Genomic DNA, 22,913 nt, shown 5'->3' on the forward strand with positions numbered 1-22,913 from the left:
CGGCTGATCGGCAGCGGCGGGGCCGGCGGCCATGGCGGGTTCTCCGGCAGGACAGGGGGCGCCGGGGGTATCGGCGGAAACGGCGCGGTGCTGTTCGGCAATGGCGGCGACGGCGGTGCCGGCGGGACGGGTTACATCGTGATCGGCGGCAACGGCGGAACCGGGGGCATCTCCGGACTGATCGGCAGCGGCGGCGCCGGCGGCGCCGGCGGCGACAGCGGTGTGGTTGCCGGTAACGGCGGGAACGGCGGCAACGGCCAGTTGATCGGCAACGGGGGTAACGGCGGCAACCGCGGAGTCAGCTACACGCTGGCGACAGCCACCTCCGGTATCGGCGGCCACGGCGGGGTGCTGTTCGGCCAGCCCGGAATCAACGGCTTACCGTAGGCAGCATCCTGGTCAGGGCGCTATGGCGTCGGCTTCGCGGTCGATAGTGCCCTCGGCTACCTGGTGGCGTTTCTCCCAGCGGCGCAACGCCTCCCGGCACGGCGACTCGACCAGCGCGTAGCTCACCGCGGCAATGGCGAGCCCGAAGATCAGCGTCAACACCAGCACCGTCGGCATCCGGCCGGTGAACGGGAACGTGCCGATCACCGGGAACACCATGTCCAGCGCGGCCAAATGCCAGATGAAGAGGCCATACGACCAGCGCCCCAGCGTCACCATGAAAGCGCTGCCCAGCAGGCGGTGCGGCGTGTCGGGACGGTCCAGCACCAGCGGGGCCACCAGCGCGAAGGCCACCACGGCGCCCATCGCGGTCTTCACCGCGAATTGCGTGGCCGTGCCCTGGACCAGGCCGGCCGGACCGGCCAGCGGCGACGCGGCCACCAGGTAGGCCAGCACCGCGACAACGGCCATCACCAGGCGGCGGCGCGCAAATTGGTGCACCGGGCCGATCGGGCTGTGCACCCATTCGGCGAGCAGCATGCCCGCGGCGAACCAGGACAAGAACGCCGGCGGCCAGTTCAGCGGGTTGCTGCCGGGCCCGCCATCCAGCGGCAGCCACGCCCATGCCCAGCTGAGCATCCCGAAAGCGGCAATCACCGGCACCCGGGCAGCCACCGGGATACGCCGCGCCAGCAACGCGAAAACCGGGAGGGCGAGGTAGAAGCTGACTTCGACCGACAAGCTCCACATCTGGGTCAGTCCGCCGGTCAGTGTCAGTGGCACGTAGATCTGCGTCAGGGTGAGGTTCGCCAACCACACCGTCAGGCTGGCGTTATCCGAGTCGGGCAACAAGCTCAGAATCACCACCACCGCAACCAGGTAGGCCGGCATGATGCGGATTACCCGCGAGCGCAGATAGTGGCCGGTCCGAGGGCGCTCGCCCAGACCCCGCGCCGCCGCGGCGTGCGCGCGCCACAGCAGGAATCCCGACAGCGCGAAGAACACCGCGACGGCCAGGTCGAACCGGCCGAAGAGCCGGCCCGTCACACCGCTGGAGTGGCCGGTCTGAAAAGCGGTGTGCGTCACGACCACGCCCATGGCCGCGCAGGCGCGCATGCCTTCGACCGCGGGCAGGAAGCTGCGGGTACCACCCACCTGCTGGCCGTCGGTCACGATCATCAGTTTGCCCCGGGTGGGTTGCCGGCCGAATTGGGTACACCCGAAAGGTTCGTCCGCCGGGCCGCTACGTTCTGCTGTTAGGGTCAAACGGGTTTTGCCATGCTGCTTGGTCAGGTCGGAGCGAGTCGTTGGACCAGTAAGGAGGAGCGGCGCACGTGAATCGAGCAGTCATGTTGCGAATCGCCGCATGCGGGACGATCGGGTTGGGGGCTGCCCTGCTGATCGCCGCGCTGCTGCTGTCGACCTATACCAGCAGCAGGATCACCAAAATCCCGCTCGACCTCGACAGCACGCTGATCAGCGAGGGCACCGGATCGGCACTCGACTCTGCGTCGCTGTCCGGCGATCACGTCGTCACCAACCAGAACGTGCCGCTGGTGTCCCAGCAGCAGGTCAGCGTGGAGTCCCCGGCCAACGCCGACGTGGTGACCCTTCAGGTCGGAACCTCGGTGCGGCGCACCGACAAGCAGAAGGACAGCGGGCTGCTGCTGGCCATCGTCGACACCGTCACCCTGAACCGCAAGACGGCGATGGCCGTCTCCGACGACACCCACACCGGCGGCTCGGTGCAAAAGCCGCGCGGCTTCAACGACGAGAGCCCGCCCGCCGCAATCCCGTTGCGCCACGACGGCCTTGCCTACCGCTTCCCGTTCCACACCGAAAAGAAGACGTATCCCTATTTCGATCCGATCGCGCAGAAGGCCTTCGACGCGAACTACGAGGGCGAAGAGGACGTCAACGGGTTGAGCACCTATAAGTTCACCCAAACCGTCGGCTACAACTCAGAGGGCAAGCTGGTGGCGCCCATCCGCTACCCGTCGCTGTATGCCGGCGACGAGGACGGCAAGGTCACCACCTCGGCCGCGATGTGGGGCGTGCCCGGCGAGCCGAACGAGCAGATCACCATGACCCGCTACTACGCCGCACAGCGCACGTTCTGGGTGGACCCGGTCTCGGGCACGATCGTCAAGAAAACCGAGCACGCCAACCACTACTTCGCCCGCGATGCGCTCAAGCCCGAGGTGACGCTGGCCGACTACAAGGTGACGTCCACCGAGGAGACGGTCGAATCGCAGGTCAACATGGCCCGCGACGAACGCGACCGGCTGGCACTGTGGTCGCGGGTACTGCCGATCACGTTCACCGCGGTCGGGTTGATCGCGCTGATCGGCGGGGCGGTGCTGGCCTCGTTCAGCCTGCGCACCGAGAGCGCGCTGACCGATCCGGGCCTGGACCGCGACGACACCGATTTCCTGCGCCGAGCCGGGCTGGAACCACCGGTGCCCGGGGCCGAAGCCGAGACCGAGAAGCTGCCCGCGCAGCGGCCGCCGGAGGTGACCGAGGAAGCCGGTCCGCCGAGCGCGGACCCGCCGGCCGATCCCGCCCCACCGGATGCGGCTAAGGATCCGGCTAAGCCCGAGGACGGGCCGTCCGAACCTCCCACCGAACGGACCTAACCCGCCGACGTGCGCTGGTTGCGGCCCGGGTACGCGCTGGCCCTGACGCTGTTGGTGGTTGCGCCGCTGCTGCGACCCGGTTATCTACTGTTGCGCGACGCGGTTTCCACGCCGCGGTCGTATCTGTCCGATACCGCCCTGGGGTTGACGGCCGCTCCGCGTGCCACCCCACAGGACTTCGCGGTGGCGCTGTGCTCGCAGCTGATCGACGGCGGCATCGTGGTGAAGGCGCTGCTGATTTCGGGGCTGTGGCTCGCGGGCTGGGGTGCGGCGGCGCTGGTGGCTTTGGCGCTACCCGACGCCGGGATCGGTGGCCAGTTCGTCGCTAGCACGCTCACGATCTGGAATCCCTATGTCGCCGAACGGCTTTTGCAGGGCCACTGGAGTCTGCTGGTCGGTTACGGTTGTCTGCCCTGGGTCGCGACGGCGATGCTTTCCCGGCGGTTCTTTGCGCTGGCGTTCTGGATCGCGCTGGCCGGGCTGACCCCTACCGGGCTGTTGCTCGCGGCGACGGTGGCGCTGGTTTGCGTGGCCTCCGGTGATGCGGGGCGATTGCGGTTGTCATGCGCTGCAACGGCTTTCGGGATTTCGCTGGTGGCCGCGCTGCCGTGGTTGACCGCTGCTGTCCTGGGTTCGTCGTTGCCCAGTCACACGGCCGCCAACGGAGTCACCGTCTTCGCGCCGCGCGCCGAGCCAGGTCTTGGCACGTTGGTGAGCCTGGCCAGTCTCGGTGGGATCTGGAACGGTGAGGCGGTACCCGATTCGCGGGCAACACTTTTCGCGGTTCTGTCGGCCGTGGTGCTGCTCGGTCTGGTGGCGGTTGGGCTACCGGCCGTGGCGCGCCGGCCGGTGGTGCTGCCGCTATTGATACTGGCGGCGGTGGCGGTGCTGGTTCCGGCGGTGCTGGCGACCGGGCCGGGCCTGCACGCCTTGCGCGCGGTAGTCGACGTTGCGCCCGGGATGGGGGTGCTGCGGGATGGCCAGAAATGGGTGGCGCTGGCAGTACCCGGGTATGCGCTGGCCGGTGCGGGCGCGGCGATTTCGCTGCGCCGCTGGCTACAGCCCGCGGTGGCGGCGGCGGTGTGCTGCCTTTCGCTGATCCTGGCGCTGCCCGATCTGGCCTGGGGGGTTGGGGGCAAGGTTGCGCCGGTGCGCTACCCGCCGGGCTGGGCGGCGGTTGCTGCGGTCATCAATGCCGAACCCGGCCCGGTCGCGGTGCTGCCCGCCGGCACCATGCGCCGCTTCACCTGGGCCGGCCCGGCACCGGTACTGGACCCGTTGCCGCGCTGGGTCAGAGCCGACGTGCTGACCACCGGTGATCTGACCATTTCCGGAGTGACTGTGCCCGGGGAAGGTGCGCACGCGCGCGCCGTGCAGGAGCTGCTGCTGGTCGGGCCCGATCCGTGGACGCTGACGGGTACCGGCGTCAGCTGGCTGGTCGTCGAGTCGGACAGCGCCGGCGAGATGGGCGCGGCCGCACGGACTTTGTCCGCGCTGACGCCGTCCTATCGGGACGGGGATATCGCGGTGTACCGGGTTGGCGACCAGACGACCGGCGGATCCGCTGCCCGCCTCCGAGCCACATTTCTCGCACACTTGGCATGGCTGGTGCTGTTGCTCGCCGGCGGGGTTGGCGCCGCGGCTTGTCGGGCGCGCCGACACTTACGCCACGCACACGACACGCCGCCGGACACCGCCCAGGATTAAGTCTCGCGGTGGCGGTTTCAGATCACGCCGCTGACGCGGTCGCCGGCCCGCACCGCCTCCAGCACGGTGCGCATCGCGTCGGCGCTTTGCCGCCACGAGAACTCACCGCTGCGCGTTTGAGCCTTGGCCCCGAGCTGGTCCCGCAGCACCGAGTCGGACAGCAGCTCTTCGAGCCGATCCACCAGCTCGGCGCGACTGTCCACCAGCACGCCGGTCACCCCGTCGATGATCGAGTCCGACAGCCCACCGGATGACCGATATCCGATCGTGGGCACGTTATGCTGGGCCGCCTCTACCACCGCCAGCGCCCAGCCCTCTTTGCGCGACGGCAGCAGGTGCACCCAAGAGCCTTGCAGCACATGATGTTTGGTCACATCCCCGACATGCCCGTGGAAGGTGACGGCGTCAGAGATCCCAAGTCGCAGCACATGGTCGACCAGCCGCTGGCGCCACCAGCCGTCGCCGACGACGTCGAGATGCAGATCCGGTATCCGGGGCTGCAGCTGCGCGACCGCTTCCAGTGCATCCTCGATCTGCTTGTGCGGCACCAACCGGGACAGCACCACCACGCGCGGCGCGGACGCGCGCGGGCCGGACAACGTCTGCGCCGGCGCCTCGTCGAGGCCGTTGCGCACTACCGCGATGCGCTGGTCGTCGACGCCGAGAGCCACCAGATCCCGCGCCGACGGCAGCGACACCGTTACGTATTGGTTGTTCCGGTTGAGTCGTGGCGACAACCTCGACTCGACGAACCAGCCCACCCGCGCCAGTACCGGGCCCGCGACCGGCCACTGCTCGCGATGGCAATGGTGCACCAGCACCACCACCCGCTGCCCGTAGATGAGCCGGGCCAAGAAGGGCAAGCCGTTCTGGGTGTCGACCACCACATCGGGGCGCACCCGCCGCAGCGGGCCAAGGCCGACTCGGGCGACGGCCATTGCCAGCAATGCCCAGATGTAGACGGTGTAGCGGCCGCCGGCCCGGCTGATCCGGACTCCGTCGACGACTTCACGTCGCGGCGCGCCCTGATAGCAAGCGGTGCGCATGGTGACTTCGATGCCGTCGGCGGCGAGCTGAGCGCCGATGCGCTGTAGGTAGGCTTCGCTGCCGCCGCCCTGCGGGTGGCCGGTATCGCGCCAGCACAGCAGCAGTACCGAGCGCACACCAGACATTGGGGACCAGCCTAGCCCGGCGACGATGCGCGCCACGAAGTGGCGGGGGAAGGAGCTGGGCAATTCAAGCTAGGGATCGATCAGCGCGCCGTTGCGAGGCTCATGCTTCTTGGCTGGTGAGGCTGATCGGCGAGCGTGCGACTCGGTTGTCCGTGCACGCATCCACCTGAGAAGTTCGAATACTCCGGCCAGTGCCAGTCCCACTCCGAACGATGCCGCGAACGCAAGGAGATGGTTGTCGGCGAAGGCGTGCCCGCCGATGAAGCCGATCATCGTGTTGAGGATGCCCCACAACACCGCACCGATCGCGTCGAAGACCAGAAACTGGCGGTAGGGGAATTCCAGCACACCGCAGGCGATTGTCGTTGCCGTGCGCCCCCCGGGAATGAACCGGGCCACGATAACCAGCGGGCCGCCGTGTCGCTCCAATTCCCGGTGCGCCCAGCGCAGGGCGCGCTCGCCCGTCTCGCCGCGGGTGATCCAGCGTCGAGCCCAGTCTTCGGCAGAATGCCCGATCCCGTAAGCGATGTTGTCCCCGACAAACGCCCCGGTGGCGCCCATCGCCATCACCCAGCCCAGCGCCATGGATCCGTCTGCGGCCAGAATTCCCCCGGTCAGCAGCACCGTCTCGCTCGGCAGGATGGGAAGGACGGCATCCAAAGTGCAGAACAGCAGTATCACCGGATATTCCCACCACGAGTGGCCGAGCGTGCCGATCAACGAGTCAAACACCGCGCACCGGCTACCTTCACGAGATCAACCCCGTTCTGGCGAATGGTTCGGCCTCGCCGCGCTCGACTGCTTCGTCGTGTTTGGCGGCGGCGCGTTCCAGCAGATCGACCAGGGCCTGCTCGTCGCGGACCAGCTGGCGGTACTTCGGTCCGAGCGCCATTATCTGGTCGCGCTCGCCCAGCAGCATCCCGAAGATCCGTTCGCGTTCGGCGGGATCGTGGGTGTACTCCGAGTCGAGATAAGCCGTCGCGTGCCGCCGGGCGTTGATGATCGCCGTCCGGGCTTTGCCCCCTCGGCTGAGCAGCGAGGCGACGATGGTGATCACGAGAATGCTGAGGATCACAATCAGCGACAGGGCGGTGCTGATCTCGACCAGTGGCACCGGCTCGCCGTCGTTGATGAACGGGACGTTGTTCTCGTGCAAGGCGTGCAGAACCAGCTTCACGCCGATAAAAGCCAGGATTGCCGCCAACCCGTGGGAGAGATAGACGAGGCGGTCCAGCAAGCCCTCGATGAGGAAGAACAGCTGCCGCAGTCCCAGCAGAGAGAAAGCCGTCGCCGTGAACACGATGTAGACGTTCTGGGTGAGGCCGAAGATCGCCGGGATCGAGTCGAAAACGAAAAGCATGTCCGTGCCGCCGATCGCGACCATGACCAGGAGCATGGGCGTCATTGCACGCTTGCCGTCGACCGTCGTGAACAACTTGTCGCCGTCATAGTGCTCGGTGGTGCGCAGCACCTTCTTGGCGATCCGGATGACCAGGTTGTCGGCCTTGCCCGCGTCGTCGTGGCTGTCGGGCTTGATAACACTGCCGGCGGTAAGCAGCAGCATCAGCCCGAACAAGTAGAAGACCCACGCGAAAGCGTTGATCATCGCGGCGCCGAGGAAGATGAAGCCGGTACGGGCGATCAGGGCGAAGACGATCCCGAACAGCAATGCCTTCTGCTGATCCTCACGGGGGACCCGGAAGCTGGTCATGATCACCAGGAAGACGAACAGGTTGTCGACCGACAAGGCCTTTTCAGTGACGTACCCGGCGAAGTACTCCGAGCCCGCCTCGTTGCCACCTAGCACGAGCATGCCGACGCCGAACAGCACCGCGATGCCCACATAGCCGGCCGACCAGACCGCGGCCTCCCTCAGGGTGGGGACATGCGTTTTGCGGACATGAAAGAAATAGTCGAAGGCCAACAGGCCCACGATGCCGCAGACGGTCAGGGCCCAGACCCAATCCGGGACATCCATTCGCTGCTTCAGCCGCCTTCCAGTCGAGCCACCTGCTAGGCCTTTGACACGTTTGTACCCGCTTTACCCCCTTTCTCCCCTTCCGAGACAGTGCGCGCAGGTACGCAACACGCTGGGTGACGGCGTGCAATTGCGCACGTTCGCCGGGGAAGTCGTGCGGCCGTAGGGTTTTGCGGGTGCGGGTAACTGACCTCTTCGCGCGCCGGGCGACGCTGGGCCGGTCGGTGCGACTGCTGTCGGCATTCCGCTACGAACAGCCGGATCCGGCCCGCTTCTATGGCGCCCTGGCCGCCGACACCGCGGACATGATCGACGACCTGTGGCAGGCCGTCCATGACGGTCCACCGGCCGGCCGCATCCTGCTCGACGTCGGTGGCGGCCCCGGATACTTCGCGTCGGCCTTCGCTGCTCGAGGCGTGCGCTACCTCGGCGTCGAACCCGACCCCTCGGAGATGCATGCGGCCGGACCGGCTTTCGAACGCGAGCCGGGCACCTTCGTCCGCGCCTCGGGCATGGCGCTGCCCTTCGCCGACGACTCGGTGGACATCTGTTTGTCGTCCAACGTGGCCGAGCACGTCCCACGCCCCTGGCAACTCGGCAACGAGATGCTGCGGGTGACCCGCCCGGGCGGACTGGCCGTACTGTCCTACACCGTCTGGCTGGGCCCGTTCGGCGGCCACGAGATGGGTCTGACCCATTACCTCGGCGGAGCCCGCGCCGCCGCACGCTATGCCCGCAAACACGGCCATCCGGCAAAGAACAACTACGGGTCGTCGTTGTTCGCAGTGTCTGCCGCAGAAGGTTTGAAGTGGGCGGATAGCACCGGTGCCGCTGTGGCGACTTTCCCCCGCTACCACCCGAGATGGGCTTGGTGGCTGACCGAAGTGCCGGTGCTGAGGGAGTTCCTGGTGAGCAATCTCGTGCTGGTCCTGTCGCCGCGATAATGGAACATGTTCTCGTTTTGGGCTGGCTTGGGTAGGGTGGCGATCATGAGCTCAGCTACAACCTCAGCTACAACGGAGTACGACAAGCTTTTCATCGGCGGCAAGTGGACGCAGCCGTCGACCGACCAAGTCATCGAGGTGCACTGCCCGGCCACCGGCGAGTACGTCGGCAAGGTGCCGCTGGCAGCCCCGGCTGACGTCGACGCCGCGGTCGCCGCGGCCCGCGCGGCATTCGACAGCGGCCCGTGGCCCTCGACCCCGCCGAAAGAGCGCGCGGCCGTCATCGCCAAAGCGGTCAAGTTGTTGGAGGAGCGCAAGGACCTGTTCACCAAGCTGCTCGCCGACGAGACCGGGCAGCCGCCGATGGGCATCGAGACGATGCACTGGATGAGTTCGATTGGGGCGCTGAACTTCTTCGCCGGCCCCGCAGTGGACCAGGTCAAGTGGCGCGAGACCCGCAACGGCGCCTATGGGCAAACCATTGTCCATCGCGAGCCCATCGGTGTCGTGGGCGCGATCGTGGCCTGGAACGTGCCGTTGTTCTTGGCGGTCAACAAACTCGGTCCCGCACTGCTGGCCGGCTGCACCCTAGTACTCAAGCCGGCCGCCGAAACACCGCTGAGCGCAAACGCTTTGGCGGAGGTGTTCGCCGAGGCCGGCCTGCCCGAGGGCGTGCTGTCCGTGGTGCCCGGCGGGGTCGAGACCGGACAGGCGCTGACGTCCAACCGTGACATCGACTTGTTCACCTTCACCGGCAGCTCGGCCGTCGGCAAGGAAATCGGCCAGCGCGCCGCGGACTTACTGAAGCCGTGCACTTTGGAGCTCGGCGGGAAATCGGCGGCCATCATCCTCGAGGACGTCGACTTGGCCGCCGCGATCCCGATGCTGGTGTTCTCCGGGATCATGAACACCGGACAGGCCTGCGTCGCCCAGACCCGCATTCTGGCGCCGCGCTCGCGGTACGACGAAATCGTCGATGCGGTAAGCACTTTCGTGCAGGCGCTACCGATCGGCACTCCGACCGACCCGACTGCCCAGATCGGGTCACTGATCTCGGAGAAGCAGCGCGCCCGGGTCGAGGGCTACATCGCCAAGGGCGTCGAAGAGGGCGCCCGGCTGGTGTGCGGCGGCGGCCGCCCCGAGGGACTGGACAACGGTTTCTTCGTGCAGCCCACGGTGTTCGCCGACGTCGACAACAAGATGACGATCGCCCAGGAGGAAATCTTCGGACCGGTGCTGAGCATCATCGCCTACGACACCGAGGAGGACGCGATCAAGATCGCCAACGATTCGGTGTACGGCCTGGCCGGCAGCGTCTGGACCACCGACATCCCCAAGGGCATCGAGATCTCGGAGAAGATCCGTACCGGGACGTATGGAATCAACTGGTACGCCTTCGACCCCGGCTGCCCGTTCGGCGGCTTCAAGAACTCCGGAGTCGGCCGGGAGAACGGGCCCGAAGGCGTCGAGCACTTCACCCAGCAGAAGAGCGTGCTGATGCCCATGGGATACACGGTCGAGTAAGCCCGTAAGCACCACCGCTAGGTGAAGTCCATGGCCTCCATGGCTGCGATGGCGCCCTCACGGCCCAGCTGGTTAGCACCATCAATGCAGTACAGGGAGTTGCCGACGGTCACCAATATCTGGTCGTGCTGCGGCGCGGGTAGCGGGGGCAAGGTGCTCCACTTCCCGTCGGCGATGTCGTACATCTCGGTGACTCCGAGCACCTGAGTCGCGCTCTCGCCACCAACCATCACGATTCGGCCGTCGATGAACGAGGCGCCGAAGCTTTGGTCACTGGTTGGCATGTCCAGCAGTCTGGTCCACGTCCCGGATTGTGGATCGTAACGTTCGAACGCCACCGAAGGCCGGTCAATGGAGAGGAACCTACCGCCGATCGCGTACACGTAGGTGCCGTCGGACACCGCCGCAAGATGCTCACGCGGGGTTGGCAGACTTGCGGTGTCCTTCCACGAATTGCCGTCGAAGACCTCGGTCTCTCCGACCAGTTGCTTGCCGTTCATTCCGCCGACAACCACAAGTTTGTCTCCGACCACTGCTGCTGCTGCCGCCACGCGCGCGTGCTTGAGGCCCGGTAACTCCACCCAGCTACCGTGACGCAACACGAACACCCTGTTACTGGCCTGCTGGAAGTCAGCGCTTGCACCCCCGATGACCACCACCTCGCCGCGGTAGGTGGCCGCCGTCGCATGTTGCAGTGGTATGGGCAAGGGCGGTCCGCTTTGCCAGACTCCGGTACGCGGGTCGTAGCTCTGGACATCCCGCAGCACGCCCCCGTCCCGCATGCCGCCCATGATCCAGATCTTGTCCTCGAGCACGGTCCCGGCCGGCGCCAATCGGGCATCCGGCGCGTCCGGTAGGGCACGCCACGCCGACATCGCCTGCACCTTGCGGGCCGGCAGCTTGAGCACCTCGGCTGAGGAGGTCACCTCGCCGTCGCCAGCCGCGGTCGACCCACCGATGGCGTACACGCACGTCTCTACCGACGCGACCCCAGCGCCGTGGCGCGGAATCGACAGGTCCGGCAAGGGCGACCACGTCTTGGCCAGCAGGTCGTACTCTGCGACGCTCTTGAGCGCTTGACCCATCGACACACCACCGACAGCCACCAGGCGTTCGCCGGCGATTGCCACCCCCAGATCACTACGTGCTTCGGGGAGTGCGGGCAAAGTCGTCCAGGTTTTCGCTACCGGGTCGTAGGCCTCGACCGTCGGCACGTCTACATTGCCGTTCGTGCCGCCCACCGCGTACAACAGCTTTCCATCCGAAGCCGCGGCAAGCATTTGGCGCGGAGTCGGGATGGGGGCGCCGAGGCTCCACGAGCGACCGTCGAAAACTTCGGTGGTGTTCAACAGTGCGCCGTTGGCGTCAACACCACCGGTGACAATGATGCGGTCGCCCACTACGGCGGCCGCGCCGGCCGCCCTGGGCTGCAACAGATGCGGGAGTTCGGCCCAGTGGCTGTTGACCATCCGCCAAACCCGGTCGGTCGCATCCCGCTTCTCGCTGGTTGTCCGCCAGCCGCCCAACACAACTGGAGTTGACTGCCAGGTCACCGCCATCGCGTGCTGAACCGGATCCGGCAGGTCGTCGTCATCCTTCCAGCTGTCAGTGGTTGTGTCATAGCCATCTTGCTGTCCGGTGACCGCGCCATCGCTTCTGATGCCGCCGTAGGTCCAGATCATCCCCTCGGCCTGGGTGGTCGCCATCGCGTCGCGCGCGACACGAGCGCTCGCAATCGGCTGCCACTTGATCGGCGCCACGTTGGACGGGCCTGCTGCGCTCGCCCGGGTGTTGCCGGCCTTGGGCAGCGACACGTAGACGCCGCTGACCACTAAGAGCAACGCCAACACCGCCGCCGCGCTGACGGACGCCACGCGGTGGCGCTGCGCGCGTCGCGGCATGCACCGCAGGACTGCCCGCTGCGAGATCCATTCCCAGCCACGGGGCAGAATCGGGGCACCAACCGGACCCGAGACGGGACCAGTAAACGTCTTTCGTCCGGTAGGAGCAGACGGGTTGATCGCGGCGCCGCTTCTCGCCCAGTCGGCAAACTCAGGGATGGGCCCGGGAACGGGCAGCGTCTGGGCTCCCGCCGGCCGGCCACCACCGCTGTCTGCGCTTTGCTCGCCGGGCCCGGCCGAAAGTGGTTGAACGACATCCGCTGAACTGCTCAGGGTGAGCCCGGCGTCCATACCCGCGCCCGTAATCGCCATCGAATCGGGCTTCAGGCCGTTACTGCGCTGCGCGGCCTGCAACTCGCGACCGAACTCGGCAGCCGACGACGGCCGCTCTTCGGGCTCGATGGACATCGCATGCTCGATGGCCAAACACACCGCGTCCGGAATGCCTTCCGGACGCATATCCGGGACCCGGGTGGAACTGATCCGCAGATACTGCGCGAGCAGGTCTTCACCGGTGTTGCGCTCGTGTGCGGCACTACCCGCGATGAGGGCATAAATTGTGGCGCCCAGGGAGTAAACGTCGGCGGCGACCGTCGTCGGGTTACCGGTTAGCACCTCGGGGGCGGTGTAGGCGAGCGTGCCCGAGAAATAGCCGGTCGCCGTTTGATACCCACCTTCGATGTGGGCGATGCCGAAATCGGCCAGCTCCGGTTCGCCGTAGTCATTGATAAGCACGTTCGCGGGCTTGATATCGCGATGCAACGTGCCGGTCTTGTGTGCGGTTTCCAGTGCCCCGCACAACTTCACGCCGATCCGCAACGCATCGGGCCAGGGCAGCGGCCCGGCCCTGAGCAGTCGCACCGCCAGCGAATCCGCGGCGTGGTAAGGCATCACGATGAATGGCCGGCCGCTCTCGGTTACCCCGACGCGCAAAATGTTGACGATGTTGGGATGTCCGGAGAGCCCGCCCATGGCATAACCCTCGCGCAGGAAGCGTTCCTTGTCCTCTTCCTCGAAGTGCGGCGGCAGTACCTTGACTGCCACGTTTCGGCCCAATGCCGTTTCGTGGCAACGATAAATAACGCCGGCGCCGCCGCGGCCTATTTGGCGCGCGTCTGCGAGTCCAGCGGCCGTCAACTCGGTGACGACCCCAGTCGGTTCCGGAGTTGGACGCTCGGAAGCGATTTCTCCAGCCATTTCTTCGTGCTCAACCTTCCAACGACTCTAGGACGGGTCGTATCAAAATACTGACTCTAACGTTTAAATATGTTGCTCGATAACATGTTTCGGTCAAGCTAGCAAAAAACTACGGTCCAGCTAACGACCCTCGAATCGGGCTTGTCGACGCTCGATGAACGACTGCACGCCCTCAGCGGCATCCTGGCTCGCGAACAGCGACGCCACGTCGGGCGCGAGCCGCTCGATCGCGGCAGCCTCGCCTTGTTGCACGGCCAAGTGGGCGGACGCCAGAGTGGCGCGCACCCCCAAGGGCGCGGCACGCTCAGCGATGGTCTGGGCGATTTCGCGCGCCCGGGCCAAAGCCGAGTCGCGATCGTCGGCAACCTCTTGAACCAGCCCGATGCGGTACGCCTCGGCGGCATCGAATTCGTCACCGGTGAGCAGCCACCGCATGGCGTTGCCCCAGCCCGCCGCGCGGGGCAGTCGGATCGTCGCGCCGCCAAAGGGGTAGATCCCGCGCTGCACTTCCAGCTGGGTGAACCGCGTTCCCGCAGCGGCGATGCGAATGTCGGCCGCCAGCAGCAATTCAATGCCTAGGGTCATGCACCAGCCATGGGCGACGGCGATCAGTGGTGTGGTCGGCGCCGGTGCCGACGGACTGTCCAGCCGCCACGGGTCCCGGCCGCCCTCGGGCAACAACCTCTGCCCGCTCGCAATTGCCGGCCCGACGTCGACCAGGTCCAACCCGGCGGTGAAGTGGTCACCGTGCCCGAACAGCACGCCGGCACGCAACGAGTCGTCGGATTCCAGCAGCGCATAGGCGCGGGACAACTCCTCCAGCATGGCGCGATCAAACGAATTGCGTTTGTGCGGCCGGTTTAGGCCGACGAGCAGGACGTGTCCATCCCGCTCAACAGACACGGTGTCAGTAGCCATGCTCAAAGTGAACCGCAAACCGAACAAATATGCAACTCTACATATTCCCTGGCCTCACATATTCGTAGATCCACATAACTCGGGCCACACATGATTCTCAAATCATCACGTTTAGCAGCGTTTACCCACTGGAGGCTTGTTTACTAAACCCATGCCTTATATGCTTTCCTGCATAGTCATGGGCCGGGGGCGGACCCGGCGCATGTGAGCATTCCTGCCGGGAGAAATCATGTGGATCCTCGACCTCAACGTTGCGGGCTATCACCTGACGCGTGAATTGCCTGACCTGCGGCGCCGGCCATTGCGGTTCCACCCGCGCAGGGTGCACTGGCCGATCTCGCGGCACCCACACGCCGCATGACGGAAGCCGAAACGGGCACCCGCAAACGCGGACGGACCCGGACCAAGATGCTGATCAGCGCCGCGCAAGTACTGTCCGAACGCGGCGCGGCGGCGGTCACCATCGATGCGGTGCTCGCGCGCAGCGGCGCACCGCGCGGCTCGGTGTACTACCACTTTCCCGACGGACGCAACCAGATTCTGACAGAGGCGCTGCACTACGCCGGCGATTCGATCACCGCGAAAGTCGACGATGCCGTCGACCGCGGGGGCAAGGCCCTGGTACGCGAATTCGTCGAATTCTGGGAGCGCCTACTGACCGAATGTGACTTCGACGCCGGCTGTCCCGTCGTGGCAGTCGCGATTGGTTCGACCGAAGGTGAACTCGAGCTGTCCAAGGAGGCCGGGGTGATCCTCGGCCACTGGCGTGCCGCGATGGCCCGAGCCTTTGTCGCCGACGGCTTCGACGAAGAGACTGCGACGTCGCTTTCGGTGATGTCGATAGCCGCGCTGGAGGGCGCCGTAGTGCTGTGCCGCTCCACGCGCAGCTTAGAGCCGATGCGCCAGGTCGGCGATCAGCTCGAATTCCTGATCAAGGCAAGGGAATTCGTTCGTCGCGACACGTCTTCGTAGGAGGGCTGGCAGCGGTAACCGCCGCGCCGAACGTGCACTCACTGCGAAAATCCGGCGATTTTTTCGCAGTGAGTGCACGTTCGGCGCTGAAGGTTGACGACGGCAACGGGCTGCACACGCAGTAGCCGATTTTTATTGGCGATTCATGTGAGTTACCGAAGCACCGTGTCGGAACTTTCTCCGACTTGCACATGCGCTTCTGATGAGCGCGCTACCATGTGAAAACTGCTGCACCGGCGGGAGGCACACAATGTCATACGTATTCGCATTGCCGGATGTAATCTCAGCCGCCGCAACGGATTTGGCGAATATCGGCTCGACGCTCAGCGCGGCCAATACGGCCGCGGTGTTCCCGACCACTAACGTGCTGGCCGCCGGTGCCGACGAGGTGTCGGCCGCCGCGGCGGCGGTGTTCGGCGCACATGCCCTCAACTATCAGGCCCTCAGCGCCCAGGCGACGGCCTTCCATCGGCAGTTCGTGCAGGCCCTGCAGGCCGGCACCGCCGCCTATGCCGGTGCCGAAGCGGTCAACGCCGCGGCCACGGCCAACCCGTGGCAGATATTTCAGCAGAATCTACTCAACGCGATCAACGCGCCTTTCGAGGCGGCGTTGCAACGTCCGTTGATCGGCAACGGCAGCGACGCATTGCCCGGCAGCGGGAAGAACGGCGGAGCCGGGGGCCTGCTGTGGGGCGACGGCGGCAACGGCGGATCCGGCACGCCGTCGACGGCAACCCAAGGCGGCGGCCCCGGCGGTAACGGCGGGGCGGCCGGGCTGTTCGGACATGGCGGCGCCGGCGGGGCCGGCGGCCTGAGCACCACCGACTCGAAAGCGGCCGGCAAGGGCGGCGCCGGTGGCGCCGGCGGGATGTTGTGGGGCAACGGGGGCGCCGGCGGCGCGGGTGGCGCCTACAACGGCGCCACCGTCGGCGGGGCCGGCGCCGGGGGCGCGGGCGGTGACGCCATCGGGTTGTTCGGCACCGGCGGCGTCGGTGGTGCCGGCGGTATAGCCCCGGGCGGCTTGATCGGCGGCGCCGGTTCCGGCGGTCACGGCGGGCACGGTGGCGCGCTGAACGGCGCCGGCGGCGCCGGTGGCGCCGCCGGCGCCTCAGGCTCCTTCCCCGGTGTCGGCGGCGACGGCGGGACCGGCGGCCTATTCAGCGGCAATGGCGGCGACGGCGGCGCGGGCTTCGGCGGAAAATCCGGCCACGGCGGGAATGCCGGTCTGATCGGCAACGGCGGCGCCGGCGGCATCGGCGGGTTCGCTGCGCGCGGCGGTGACGGGGGCCTGGGCGGCATGTTGTTCGGTGACGGCGGGCGCGGCGGCGACGGGGGGCAGACGCTGGTAGGTTTTGCCGGCGCCGGCGGCAACGGGGGTAACGCCATCGGGCTGTTCGGCAACGGCGGCGACGCCGGCAACGGGGGCCAGAGCACCGGCGCCGCATTCAACGGCGGCCAGGGCGGACACGGCGGCAACGGCGCCCTGATCGGCAACGGCGGACACGGCGGCAACGGCGGGTCCAGCCTGAACAAAGCCAATGGCGGCGACGGCGGAAGTGCCCAATACATCGGCAACGGCGGCGCCGGCGGTAACAGCGCCGGGGCCGGAGCCACCATCGGACAGGGCGGCAACGGCGGGTTACTGCTTGGCATTCCCGGATTGAACGGGCACGCCGGGCCCTAGCCGTCTCAGTCGCTGGCCGGCAGCGGCTTGACCTCTTTGAGCTCCAGCCTGGTCGCACCGACGCTGAGACTGCCGGCACCTGGCTTGGTGACCAGCACCTCGGCACCGGTCTCGTCGACGTAGCGCTTGCCCATCACGCTGCCGTCGGCGAACGCCGGATCGAGCTCGCCCGACCGGTCGGCGCCCATAGGCACCATCGGGGCGCCGCCGCAACGCAGGTCGTCGAGGCTCTCGGCGGTTCGCACCACGATGACTTGGGTGTCACAGACCTGGCTGGCCAGCCGGGTTCCGTTCTTGATCATGCACGCAATCCTTCCAGCGTTTGAATGATCTCCCGGCGAAGGACCTTGCCGGTTGCGGTGGTTGGCAGCTCGTCGCGAAACACTACTCGGTCGGGGGTCCGCGACCCGCGCAATGTCTTGCGGACATGCTCGCGCAACTCGTCGGGGTCGGGGTCGGCGCCGGCGGCCGGCACCACCACCGCGACGATCGCCTGGCCCCACTGCGCGTCCTCGACTCCGACGACGGCGACGTCGCGCACCTGCGGGTGTTCGATCAGCACCTCTTCCAGCTCGGCGGGCGCGATGTTCTCACCGCCGCGGATGATGGTGTCGTCGCTGCGCCCGCCGATGAACAGATAGCCGTCTTCGTCCAGGGTCGCGATGTCTTTGGTTGGGAACCAACCGTTTTCGTCAAGCACCGAACCGATTCCGGTGTAGCGGCCGGAGACCTGCTCGCCGCGTACGAACAGCTCGCCGGTGTGGCCGGGCCCCAGCACCGTGCCGGTTTCGTCGCGGATCTGCAGCTCGATGCCGGGCACCGGTTGCCCGACCGAAGCCAGTCGCTTGGCGACGGCGGCGCTGGATGCGGCCTGCGCGGTGCGGTGATCGTCGGGTGTGAGCACCGCGATCGTCGAGCTGGTTTCGGTCAGACCGTAGGCGTTGACGAAGCCGACGTCCGGCAGCAATTCCAGCGCCCGGCGCACCAGCGGCAGCCCAACCTTCGAGCCGCCGTAGGCCAGGTTGCGCAGGTGTGGCAACTTGTGCTCGCCCGTCTCCAGCACGCCGACGATGCGGTCCAGCATGGTGGGCACCACCGTTGCGGTGGTCACCTGCTCGGCATTGGCCAGCCGGACCCACTCGCTGGCGTCAAAATTGTTCAGGTACACCATCTTTCGGCCCGCGTAGAGATTCGACAGCGCGGCGCCGACCCCGGCGATGTGATAGGGCGGCACACAGATCAGGGCGGCGTCAGTCGGTGCGGCGGAATCGAATTCCACCGTCCCGGTGACATAGCTGGTCAGGTTGTTGTGGGTGAGTTCGACGGCCTTGGGCTGCGAGGTGGTGCCGGAGGTGAACAACACGACGGCCACCGAATCGGGGTCGGGGAACTCCGCGGTCGGCTCGGAATTCTCTGCGGCAGTGAGGAATTCACCGGACAGTAACACCGGCATGTTCCCGATCGTATCCCGGTAGCGCGCATCGGCGATCACCAGCGGCTGCGGCAGCCGCTCGAGTAGTGCGTTGATCCCGTCGGCGGACAGCCGGTAGTTGATCGGGGTGAACGGCACCCCGGCACGGGCAGCGGCGAAGATCAGCAGCGGCAGCATTGCCCCGCCGGTGCCGACGTACGCGACATGCCGGGCATTCGAGGCCGCGATGACTCCGGCGGCGCCGTCGGCGAGATCGCTGAGCTGCGCGGTGGTCCAGCGCAGGTCCTCGGACACCCCGCCGGAAACAATCGCGGTGCGATCCGGGTAGCTCGACGCAGCCATCTCGAGCAGCAGCGAAATGCTCATCCTCGGTCTTTCCGGGTCCCCAGCCCTTTACAAATCTTGTCGATAGTGTAACCCATGCCGGGGAGGGCGTTCACGCGCTCGGCGTATCAGGTCCCCGTCCAGCGCGGCGGGCGCTTCTCGGCGAACGCGATGGCGCCCTCCTTGGCGTCGTTGGACATGAAGATCGGGGCCAAGATCTTGATCTGCTCGGCGAACCTGGTGTCGAGGCTCCAGCCGCGGGATTCGGTGATGATCCGCTTGGTCGCGGCCACCGCGAGCGGCCCATTGGCGGTGATCTTCTCCGCCAGCTCGATCGCCGCGTCCAGCGCGCCGCCCGGCTCGGCCAAGACGTTGACCAGTCCGAGTTCGTGGGCCCGTTCGGCCGGCAGGTTGTCGCCGGTCAGTGCCAGCTCCATGGCGATCGCATACGGGATGCGTTCGGGTAACCGCAGTAGCCCTCCCCCGCCGGCTACCAGGCCGCGCTTGACCTCGGGGATGCCGAAGGCCGAGTCCCGCGACGCCACGATGAGGTCGGTGGCAAGCGCCAGCTCGCAGCCGCCGGCCAGGCAGAACCCTTCCACCGCCGCGATCAGCGGCTTGGCGGGTGGACGCTCGGTGAAGCCCAGGCCGCGGCCCTCGACGACGACGTTCTCGCCGCGCGCAAAGGCCTTGAGGTCCATGCCCGCGCAGAACGACCCGCCCGCGCCGGTCAGGATGGCCACCGAGAGGCCGGCGTCATCGTCGAGGCGATCCATCGCCTCGGCCAATCCCCGGCTGACCTCAGCGTTGACCGCGTTTTTGGCCTTCGGGCGGTTAATCGTGATGATCAGGATTCGGTCGCGCTGTTCGACAAGGACTGCGGGTTCGGTAGCTTCATCGCTCACAGAGCCGATGGTAACCACCCCGAATCAGGCCGGCTCCATCGCGTCCTCGATGACCGTCAATTCCTCGGAAATCCCTGCCGCCCTGCGTATTTCGATGAAGTCGGCGACCATGGCCTCGGTTACCTCATGCGGGTCCTTGACGGTGGAACCGTCCGCGAGCACCGAGATGTTGAGCTGGTCGACATAGCTCCACACGGTGATGTTCAACCCGCTGCCGGCGGTCAGCGGCCCCACCGAATAGATCTCGGTGACCACCGCGCCGCCCACCCTGCCACGCTCGCGCGGACCCGGAACATTGGAGATGTTCAGATTCAGGATCTTGTTCTGGCCGTCGCGACCGGACAACCAGCGGAACATGGCTTCGGTGCCCGCCGGCGGCCAGTACGCCGCCCAGCGGCTGACCAGCTCCGGACCCATCAGGTGATGACCCTCCTTGGCGGACACCGCGTTGTCGTGGGCGGCCCGCACGCGTTCCAGTGGGTCGTCGAGGTCAGCCGGCAGTGCCACCATCATGCCGCTGAAGTGGTTGCCCGAGATTCGCTCCGGCGAGAAGTCGTAGCTGACCGGGACGGAGGCCAGCAGCGGCACGGCCTTGCCGTCGTACTGCAGCAGCAGCTTGCGCAGCGCCCCGGTGGACATGGCCAGCACCATGTCGTTGATCGTGACGCCGAGTTTCTTGCCGGTGGCCTTCACGTCGGCGAACGCCAAAGTGGCGGTGGCGAACATCCGCTCGGGGGTGATCATGTGGTTCATGAAGGTCGGTGGTGGGGTGAACGGCCGGGTCAGTTCCGGGGAGAGCTTGCGCGAACTGCGTCGCACCCGTCCCAAACCCTGCGCGGTGTAGCGCAGGGTGCCCGGGATTCGCCCGAGGTGGCGCAGGTGATCGACGAACGCCTCCGACATCAACTCGCGCTTGGTGGGCGCCGGGTCGGCGGTGTACTCGCCGCTTTCTGGTCCGGGCAACAGGTCCATGCCGCGCGCCATCAGGTTGGCCGAGGCGACTCCGTCGGCCAGGGCGTGGTGGATCTTGGCGACCACCGCGATCCGGTTATTGGCAAGGCCCTCAACGAAATACATCTCCCACAACGGGTGCTCGCGGTCCAGCGGGGTACTGGCGATCTGCCCGATCGCCTCGTCGAGCTCACGCCGCCCGCCGGGCGCGGCCACCTCCCAGGGCCGGATGTGATAGTTGAGATCGACCACGGTGTGTTCGCGCCACATCGGGTGGTGGAACTTGAAGGGGATGTCGATCAGCTGATAACCCAACGGCTCGAGCTTGTGCAGGCGGCCCCGGATCACCTCGCGAAACGCGTCGATGCCGAATTCGCGGCGGTCCGGGTCGAGCTCGATCACCGCGATTTTGAGGGTGTGCATATGCACGTTGGGTGTCTCGCTGTAGAGCAGCACCGCGTCCCAGCCGCTGAGCCGTTTCATCGCAGCCCCCTGGCGCTCAGATGACCTCTTTGGCGAACTGTGTCCGAGTGCGGTGAACCTGGTTGAGGAACAACGAGATCGCGTGTCCCACAGTACCCGTGCGAGCACCGTCGAGCAGGTCGAAACCGTGGCCGGCGCCGGGTAGTTCCACATAGCAGACCAGCGAGCGCGACACCGTGCGCAGCCGCTCGACGAAGCCACGCGCTTGTGCCACCGGGATGACACTGTCGCGGCTGCCGTGAATCACCAGGAACGGCGGGGCATTGGTGTGCACCCGGGCGATCGGCGACGCATCCCGGAACACCTCGGGGTGCCGCTTGATGGACCGCTTGACCACCACCCGTTCCAGGAAGTCGACGAACCGGGCGCGCTCGGGTGTGGAGCGGTCCTCCCAGTCGTAGCGACCGTAGATCCCGACGACGGCGTCCACCGAGGTGTCGCAACCCTCGGGCAACTCGTTTTGGAAGCCGGCATCATTGGCGCTGAGCCCCGCCAGCGCGGCCAGGTGCCCGCCGGCCGAACAGCCCGCCACCGCAACGAAATTGCGATCGCCGCCGAACTTGTCGACGTTGGCACGGGCCCACGCGATGGCGGTCTTGACGTCCAGGATGTGGCGCGGCCAGCGGTGGTGCGGCGCGACGCGGTAGTCGATGGCCAGGCAGACCCAGCCCAGCTCGGCCAGCCGTGACATCAGCGCGTAGCCCTGGATGGTGCGGCTGCCGTGGATCCAGGCGCCGCCCGGCACGAAGATCAGCACCGGTGCGGGCTGGCTGGGCAGGTCCTTGCGGCGCCATACGTCCAGCAGTTGCGCCGGGCTGTCGCCGTAGTGGACGCCGCGGCGGTAGAGGTAACGGCGATGCCGGCGGGCGTCGGCCACCGGCGGGGTGCGCCCGGGCTGCGGCCACTGGGCCTCCAGCTCGTCGTTGGACACGATGCCGCGCAGCGCCGTTACCGAAACCTCGCCGGTGCTGTCCCGGTCCCGACGGCGTGTCTCACCGATGCCCGGGGTCAGCCATTCCTTGGCGCGCGCGGTCAACAGTTCGGGTGCTTGCCGAGCGCCCCAGACGCTCATCGCGGTGACCGAGCCCAGCGGTTCCAGATGCTTGCCGACGACCGGTAGCGAAGCTCCCGCGACACTTAATGCCAGCATGTAATCCCCAGGGCGGGCGCGTAGCAACCATCGCAGATAGGGGGTAATGCCAGGCCTCGTCGCCGTCATGTGGTGGAGCGTACCCCCACCGCACGGGAGTAATCCAAGATTGGCGCGGGGTGTGTACCACGCATGCTATTTGCCCTGTTCAAGTGGCATTTTTCCGGCGCTATAGCGCCACTTGGCGAATCGGGCCACATATGCGAGAGCACTGAGGGCGAACATCGCCGCGGTAAGGAGCAGCCACCGGCCCAGAAACGGCTGCTGGGTTTGCCCGGTCGCCGCGTGATAGGTGGCGGCGCCCTGCTGGATGATGCCGGGCAGGAATATCAGCAACGTCAAGGCGGCTCCCCAGGCCGGGACCCGAATGTAGTTGCGAACGGCGACTTTTGGGCTCGGCTTTGGGACACTCCTGGACAGCAGCCGGTCCACCAGGGCGTAGAGCGGAAACAGAATGAGGTCGTGACCGATCACGGCGGCGGCGAACCACACGGCGATCGACTGCCACCAGCTCTGCGGGTTCCACAGGGTGGTGAGCTTGAAGGTGGCCAGAATGTAGCCGAGCAGGGCGAAGCCGGCCACCATGGTCAGCAGATGCAACGGATGGGCGCCGTAATGGCGCGCGAAACGTACTGCCATCCTTGACAT

Annotated in this window: 18 protein-coding genes and 1 pseudogene; 7 read left to right on the forward strand and 12 right to left on the reverse strand. The window is 66.9% G+C overall.

Going from position 1 to position 22,913, the window contains the following annotated elements:
- Positions 1 to 387, forward strand: a pseudogene (locus AWC27_RS32875) (hypothetical protein); the annotation flags it as partial.
- Positions 388 to 399: 12 nt separating this feature from the next.
- Here AWC27_RS32875 and AWC27_RS22640 read toward each other — a convergent pair.
- On the reverse strand, positions 400 to 1,566 hold the full coding sequence (locus AWC27_RS22640) for an acyltransferase family protein (protein ID WP_085672526.1): 1,167 nt from the start codon (positions 1,564 to 1,566) through the stop codon (positions 400 to 402).
- 155 nt (positions 1,567 to 1,721) lie between these two features.
- On the opposite strand from AWC27_RS22640, the gene pgfA reads away from it, so the two are divergent.
- On the forward strand, positions 1,722 to 3,023 hold the full coding sequence (pgfA, locus tag AWC27_RS22645; protein WP_169726840.1) for a cell envelope lipid trafficking protein PgfA: 1,302 nt from the start codon (positions 1,722 to 1,724) through the stop codon (positions 3,021 to 3,023).
- Positions 3,024 to 3,032: 9 nt separating this feature from the next.
- Positions 3,033 to 4,730 (forward strand): MmpA family trehalose lipid delivery protein, encoded by a 1,698-nt coding sequence (locus AWC27_RS22650; RefSeq protein ID WP_085672527.1) that lies wholly within the window; start codon positions 3,033 to 3,035, stop codon positions 4,728 to 4,730.
- 17 nt (positions 4,731 to 4,747) lie between these two features.
- Here AWC27_RS22650 and AWC27_RS22655 read toward each other — a convergent pair whose 3' ends face one another.
- The 3 genes from AWC27_RS22655 to AWC27_RS22665 form a co-directional block, all read right to left on the reverse strand.
- The gene (locus AWC27_RS22655; RefSeq protein WP_085672528.1) at positions 4,748 to 5,902 is read right to left on the reverse strand and encodes a glycosyltransferase family 4 protein; all 1,155 of its coding nucleotides are present in this window, start codon (positions 5,900 to 5,902) and stop codon (positions 4,748 to 4,750) included.
- 69 nt (positions 5,903 to 5,971) lie between these two features.
- The gene (locus AWC27_RS22660) at positions 5,972 to 6,634 is read right to left on the reverse strand and encodes a DedA family protein (protein WP_085672529.1); all 663 of its coding nucleotides are present in this window, start codon (positions 6,632 to 6,634) and stop codon (positions 5,972 to 5,974) included.
- Between the two features lie 16 nt (positions 6,635 to 6,650).
- On the reverse strand, positions 6,651 to 7,880 hold the full coding sequence (locus tag AWC27_RS22665; RefSeq protein ID WP_085672530.1) for a TerC family protein: 1,230 nt from the start codon (positions 7,878 to 7,880) through the stop codon (positions 6,651 to 6,653).
- Between the two features lie 176 nt (positions 7,881 to 8,056).
- Here AWC27_RS22665 and AWC27_RS22670 point away from each other — a divergent pair, with 176 nt between their 5' ends.
- Together AWC27_RS22670 and AWC27_RS22675 are read left to right on the forward strand one after the other, a co-directional pair.
- A complete protein-coding gene (locus tag AWC27_RS22670; protein WP_085672531.1) occupies positions 8,057 to 8,824 on the forward strand; it encodes a class I SAM-dependent methyltransferase in 768 nt (255 codons plus the stop codon).
- A gap of 45 nt (positions 8,825 to 8,869) precedes the next feature.
- The gene (locus AWC27_RS22675) at positions 8,870 to 10,348 is read left to right on the forward strand and encodes an aldehyde dehydrogenase (RefSeq protein WP_085672546.1); all 1,479 of its coding nucleotides are present in this window, start codon (positions 8,870 to 8,872) and stop codon (positions 10,346 to 10,348) included.
- A gap of 17 nt (positions 10,349 to 10,365) precedes the next feature.
- Here the strand turns inward: AWC27_RS22675 and AWC27_RS22680 are convergent, their stop codons facing one another.
- Positions 10,366 to 13,446: a serine/threonine-protein kinase gene (locus AWC27_RS22680; RefSeq protein ID WP_085672532.1), complete on the reverse strand. Its 3,081-nt coding sequence runs from the start codon at positions 13,444 to 13,446 to the stop codon at positions 10,366 to 10,368.
- Between the two features lie 120 nt (positions 13,447 to 13,566).
- Positions 13,567 to 14,364 (reverse strand): crotonase/enoyl-CoA hydratase family protein, encoded by a 798-nt coding sequence (locus tag AWC27_RS22685; protein WP_085672533.1) that lies wholly within the window; start codon positions 14,362 to 14,364, stop codon positions 13,567 to 13,569.
- A gap of 357 nt (positions 14,365 to 14,721) precedes the next feature.
- Here AWC27_RS22685 and AWC27_RS22690 point away from each other — a divergent pair, with 357 nt between their 5' ends.
- On the forward strand, positions 14,722 to 15,336 hold the full coding sequence (locus tag AWC27_RS22690; RefSeq protein WP_085672534.1) for a TetR/AcrR family transcriptional regulator: 615 nt from the start codon (positions 14,722 to 14,724) through the stop codon (positions 15,334 to 15,336).
- Between the two features lie 250 nt (positions 15,337 to 15,586).
- On the forward strand, positions 15,587 to 17,020 hold the full coding sequence (locus AWC27_RS22695) for a PE family protein (protein ID WP_085672535.1): 1,434 nt from the start codon (positions 15,587 to 15,589) through the stop codon (positions 17,018 to 17,020).
- A 5-nt stretch (positions 17,021 to 17,025) separates the two neighbouring features.
- Here AWC27_RS22695 and AWC27_RS22700 read toward each other — a convergent pair whose 3' ends face one another.
- The 6 genes from AWC27_RS22700 to AWC27_RS22725 all read right to left on the reverse strand — a co-directional run bounded on the left by AWC27_RS22700 (position 17,026) and on the right by AWC27_RS22725 (position 22,913).
- The gene (locus tag AWC27_RS22700; protein ID WP_083115523.1) at positions 17,026 to 17,322 is read right to left on the reverse strand and encodes a hypothetical protein; all 297 of its coding nucleotides are present in this window, start codon (positions 17,320 to 17,322) and stop codon (positions 17,026 to 17,028) included.
- Positions 17,319 to 18,818, reverse strand: coding sequence for a class I adenylate-forming enzyme family protein (locus AWC27_RS22705; RefSeq protein WP_085672536.1), 1,500 nt, complete (start codon positions 18,816 to 18,818; stop codon positions 17,319 to 17,321). Before AWC27_RS22705 ends, AWC27_RS22700 begins: the two co-directional genes overlap by 4 nt.
- Positions 18,819 to 18,904: 86 nt before the next feature.
- Entirely contained in the window at positions 18,905 to 19,690 is a 786-nt protein-coding gene (locus AWC27_RS22710) for a crotonase/enoyl-CoA hydratase family protein (RefSeq protein WP_085672547.1), read from the reverse strand.
- Positions 19,691 to 19,705: 15 nt separating this feature from the next.
- Positions 19,706 to 21,115: a WS/DGAT/MGAT family O-acyltransferase gene (locus tag AWC27_RS22715; RefSeq protein WP_085672537.1), complete on the reverse strand. Its 1,410-nt coding sequence runs from the start codon at positions 21,113 to 21,115 to the stop codon at positions 19,706 to 19,708.
- 16 nt (positions 21,116 to 21,131) lie between these two features.
- Positions 21,132 to 22,334 carry an alpha/beta hydrolase gene (locus tag AWC27_RS22720; protein ID WP_085672538.1) on the reverse strand — a complete coding sequence of 401 codons (1,203 nt, stop codon included), beginning with the start codon at positions 22,332 to 22,334 and terminating at the stop codon, positions 21,132 to 21,134.
- A gap of 66 nt (positions 22,335 to 22,400) precedes the next feature.
- Positions 22,401 to 22,913 (reverse strand): hypothetical protein, encoded by a 513-nt coding sequence (locus tag AWC27_RS22725; RefSeq protein WP_245847428.1) that lies wholly within the window; start codon positions 22,911 to 22,913, stop codon positions 22,401 to 22,403.

This window comes from Mycobacterium szulgai, assembly GCF_002116635.1.
Classification (GTDB): Bacteria; Actinomycetota; Actinomycetes; order Mycobacteriales; family Mycobacteriaceae; genus Mycobacterium; species Mycobacterium szulgai.

What these genes read in the sequence shown, in the direction of transcription:
- AWC27_RS22640 (WP_085672526.1), bottom strand. Translation starts at nt 1,566, where the DNA reads ATGATCGTGACCGACGGCCAGCAGGTGGGTGGTACCCGCAGCTTCCTG.
- AWC27_RS22655 (WP_085672528.1), bottom strand. Translation starts at nt 5,902, where the DNA reads ATGTCTGGTGTGCGCTCGGTACTGCTGCTGTGCTGGCGCGATACCGGC.
- AWC27_RS22665 (WP_085672530.1), bottom strand. Translation starts at nt 7,880, where the DNA reads ATGGATGTCCCGGATTGGGTCTGGGCCCTGACCGTCTGCGGCATCGTG.
- AWC27_RS22675 (WP_085672546.1), top strand. Translation starts at nt 8,870, where the DNA reads ATGAGCTCAGCTACAACCTCAGCTACAACGGAGTACGACAAGCTTTTC.
- AWC27_RS22680 (WP_085672532.1), bottom strand. Translation starts at nt 13,446, where the DNA reads ATGGCTGGAGAAATCGCTTCCGAGCGTCCAACTCCGGAACCGACTGGG.
- AWC27_RS22685 (WP_085672533.1), bottom strand. Translation starts at nt 14,364, where the DNA reads ATGGCTACTGACACCGTGTCTGTTGAGCGGGATGGACACGTCCTGCTC.
- AWC27_RS22690 (WP_085672534.1), top strand. Translation starts at nt 14,722, where the DNA reads ATGACGGAAGCCGAAACGGGCACCCGCAAACGCGGACGGACCCGGACC.
- AWC27_RS22695 (WP_085672535.1), top strand. Translation starts at nt 15,587, where the DNA reads ATGTCATACGTATTCGCATTGCCGGATGTAATCTCAGCCGCCGCAACG.
- AWC27_RS22700 (WP_083115523.1), bottom strand. Translation starts at nt 17,322, where the DNA reads ATGATCAAGAACGGAACCCGGCTGGCCAGCCAGGTCTGTGACACCCAA.
- AWC27_RS22705 (WP_085672536.1), bottom strand. Translation starts at nt 18,818, where the DNA reads ATGAGCATTTCGCTGCTGCTCGAGATGGCTGCGTCGAGCTACCCGGAT.
- AWC27_RS22715 (WP_085672537.1), bottom strand. Translation starts at nt 21,115, where the DNA reads ATGAAACGGCTCAGCGGCTGGGACGCGGTGCTGCTCTACAGCGAGACA.
- AWC27_RS22720 (WP_085672538.1), bottom strand. Translation starts at nt 22,334, where the DNA reads ATGACGGCGACGAGGCCTGGCATTACCCCCTATCTGCGATGGTTGCTA.
- AWC27_RS22725 (WP_245847428.1), bottom strand. Translation starts at nt 22,913, where the DNA reads ATGTCAAGGATGGCAGTACGTTTCGCGCGCCATTACGGCGCCCATCCG.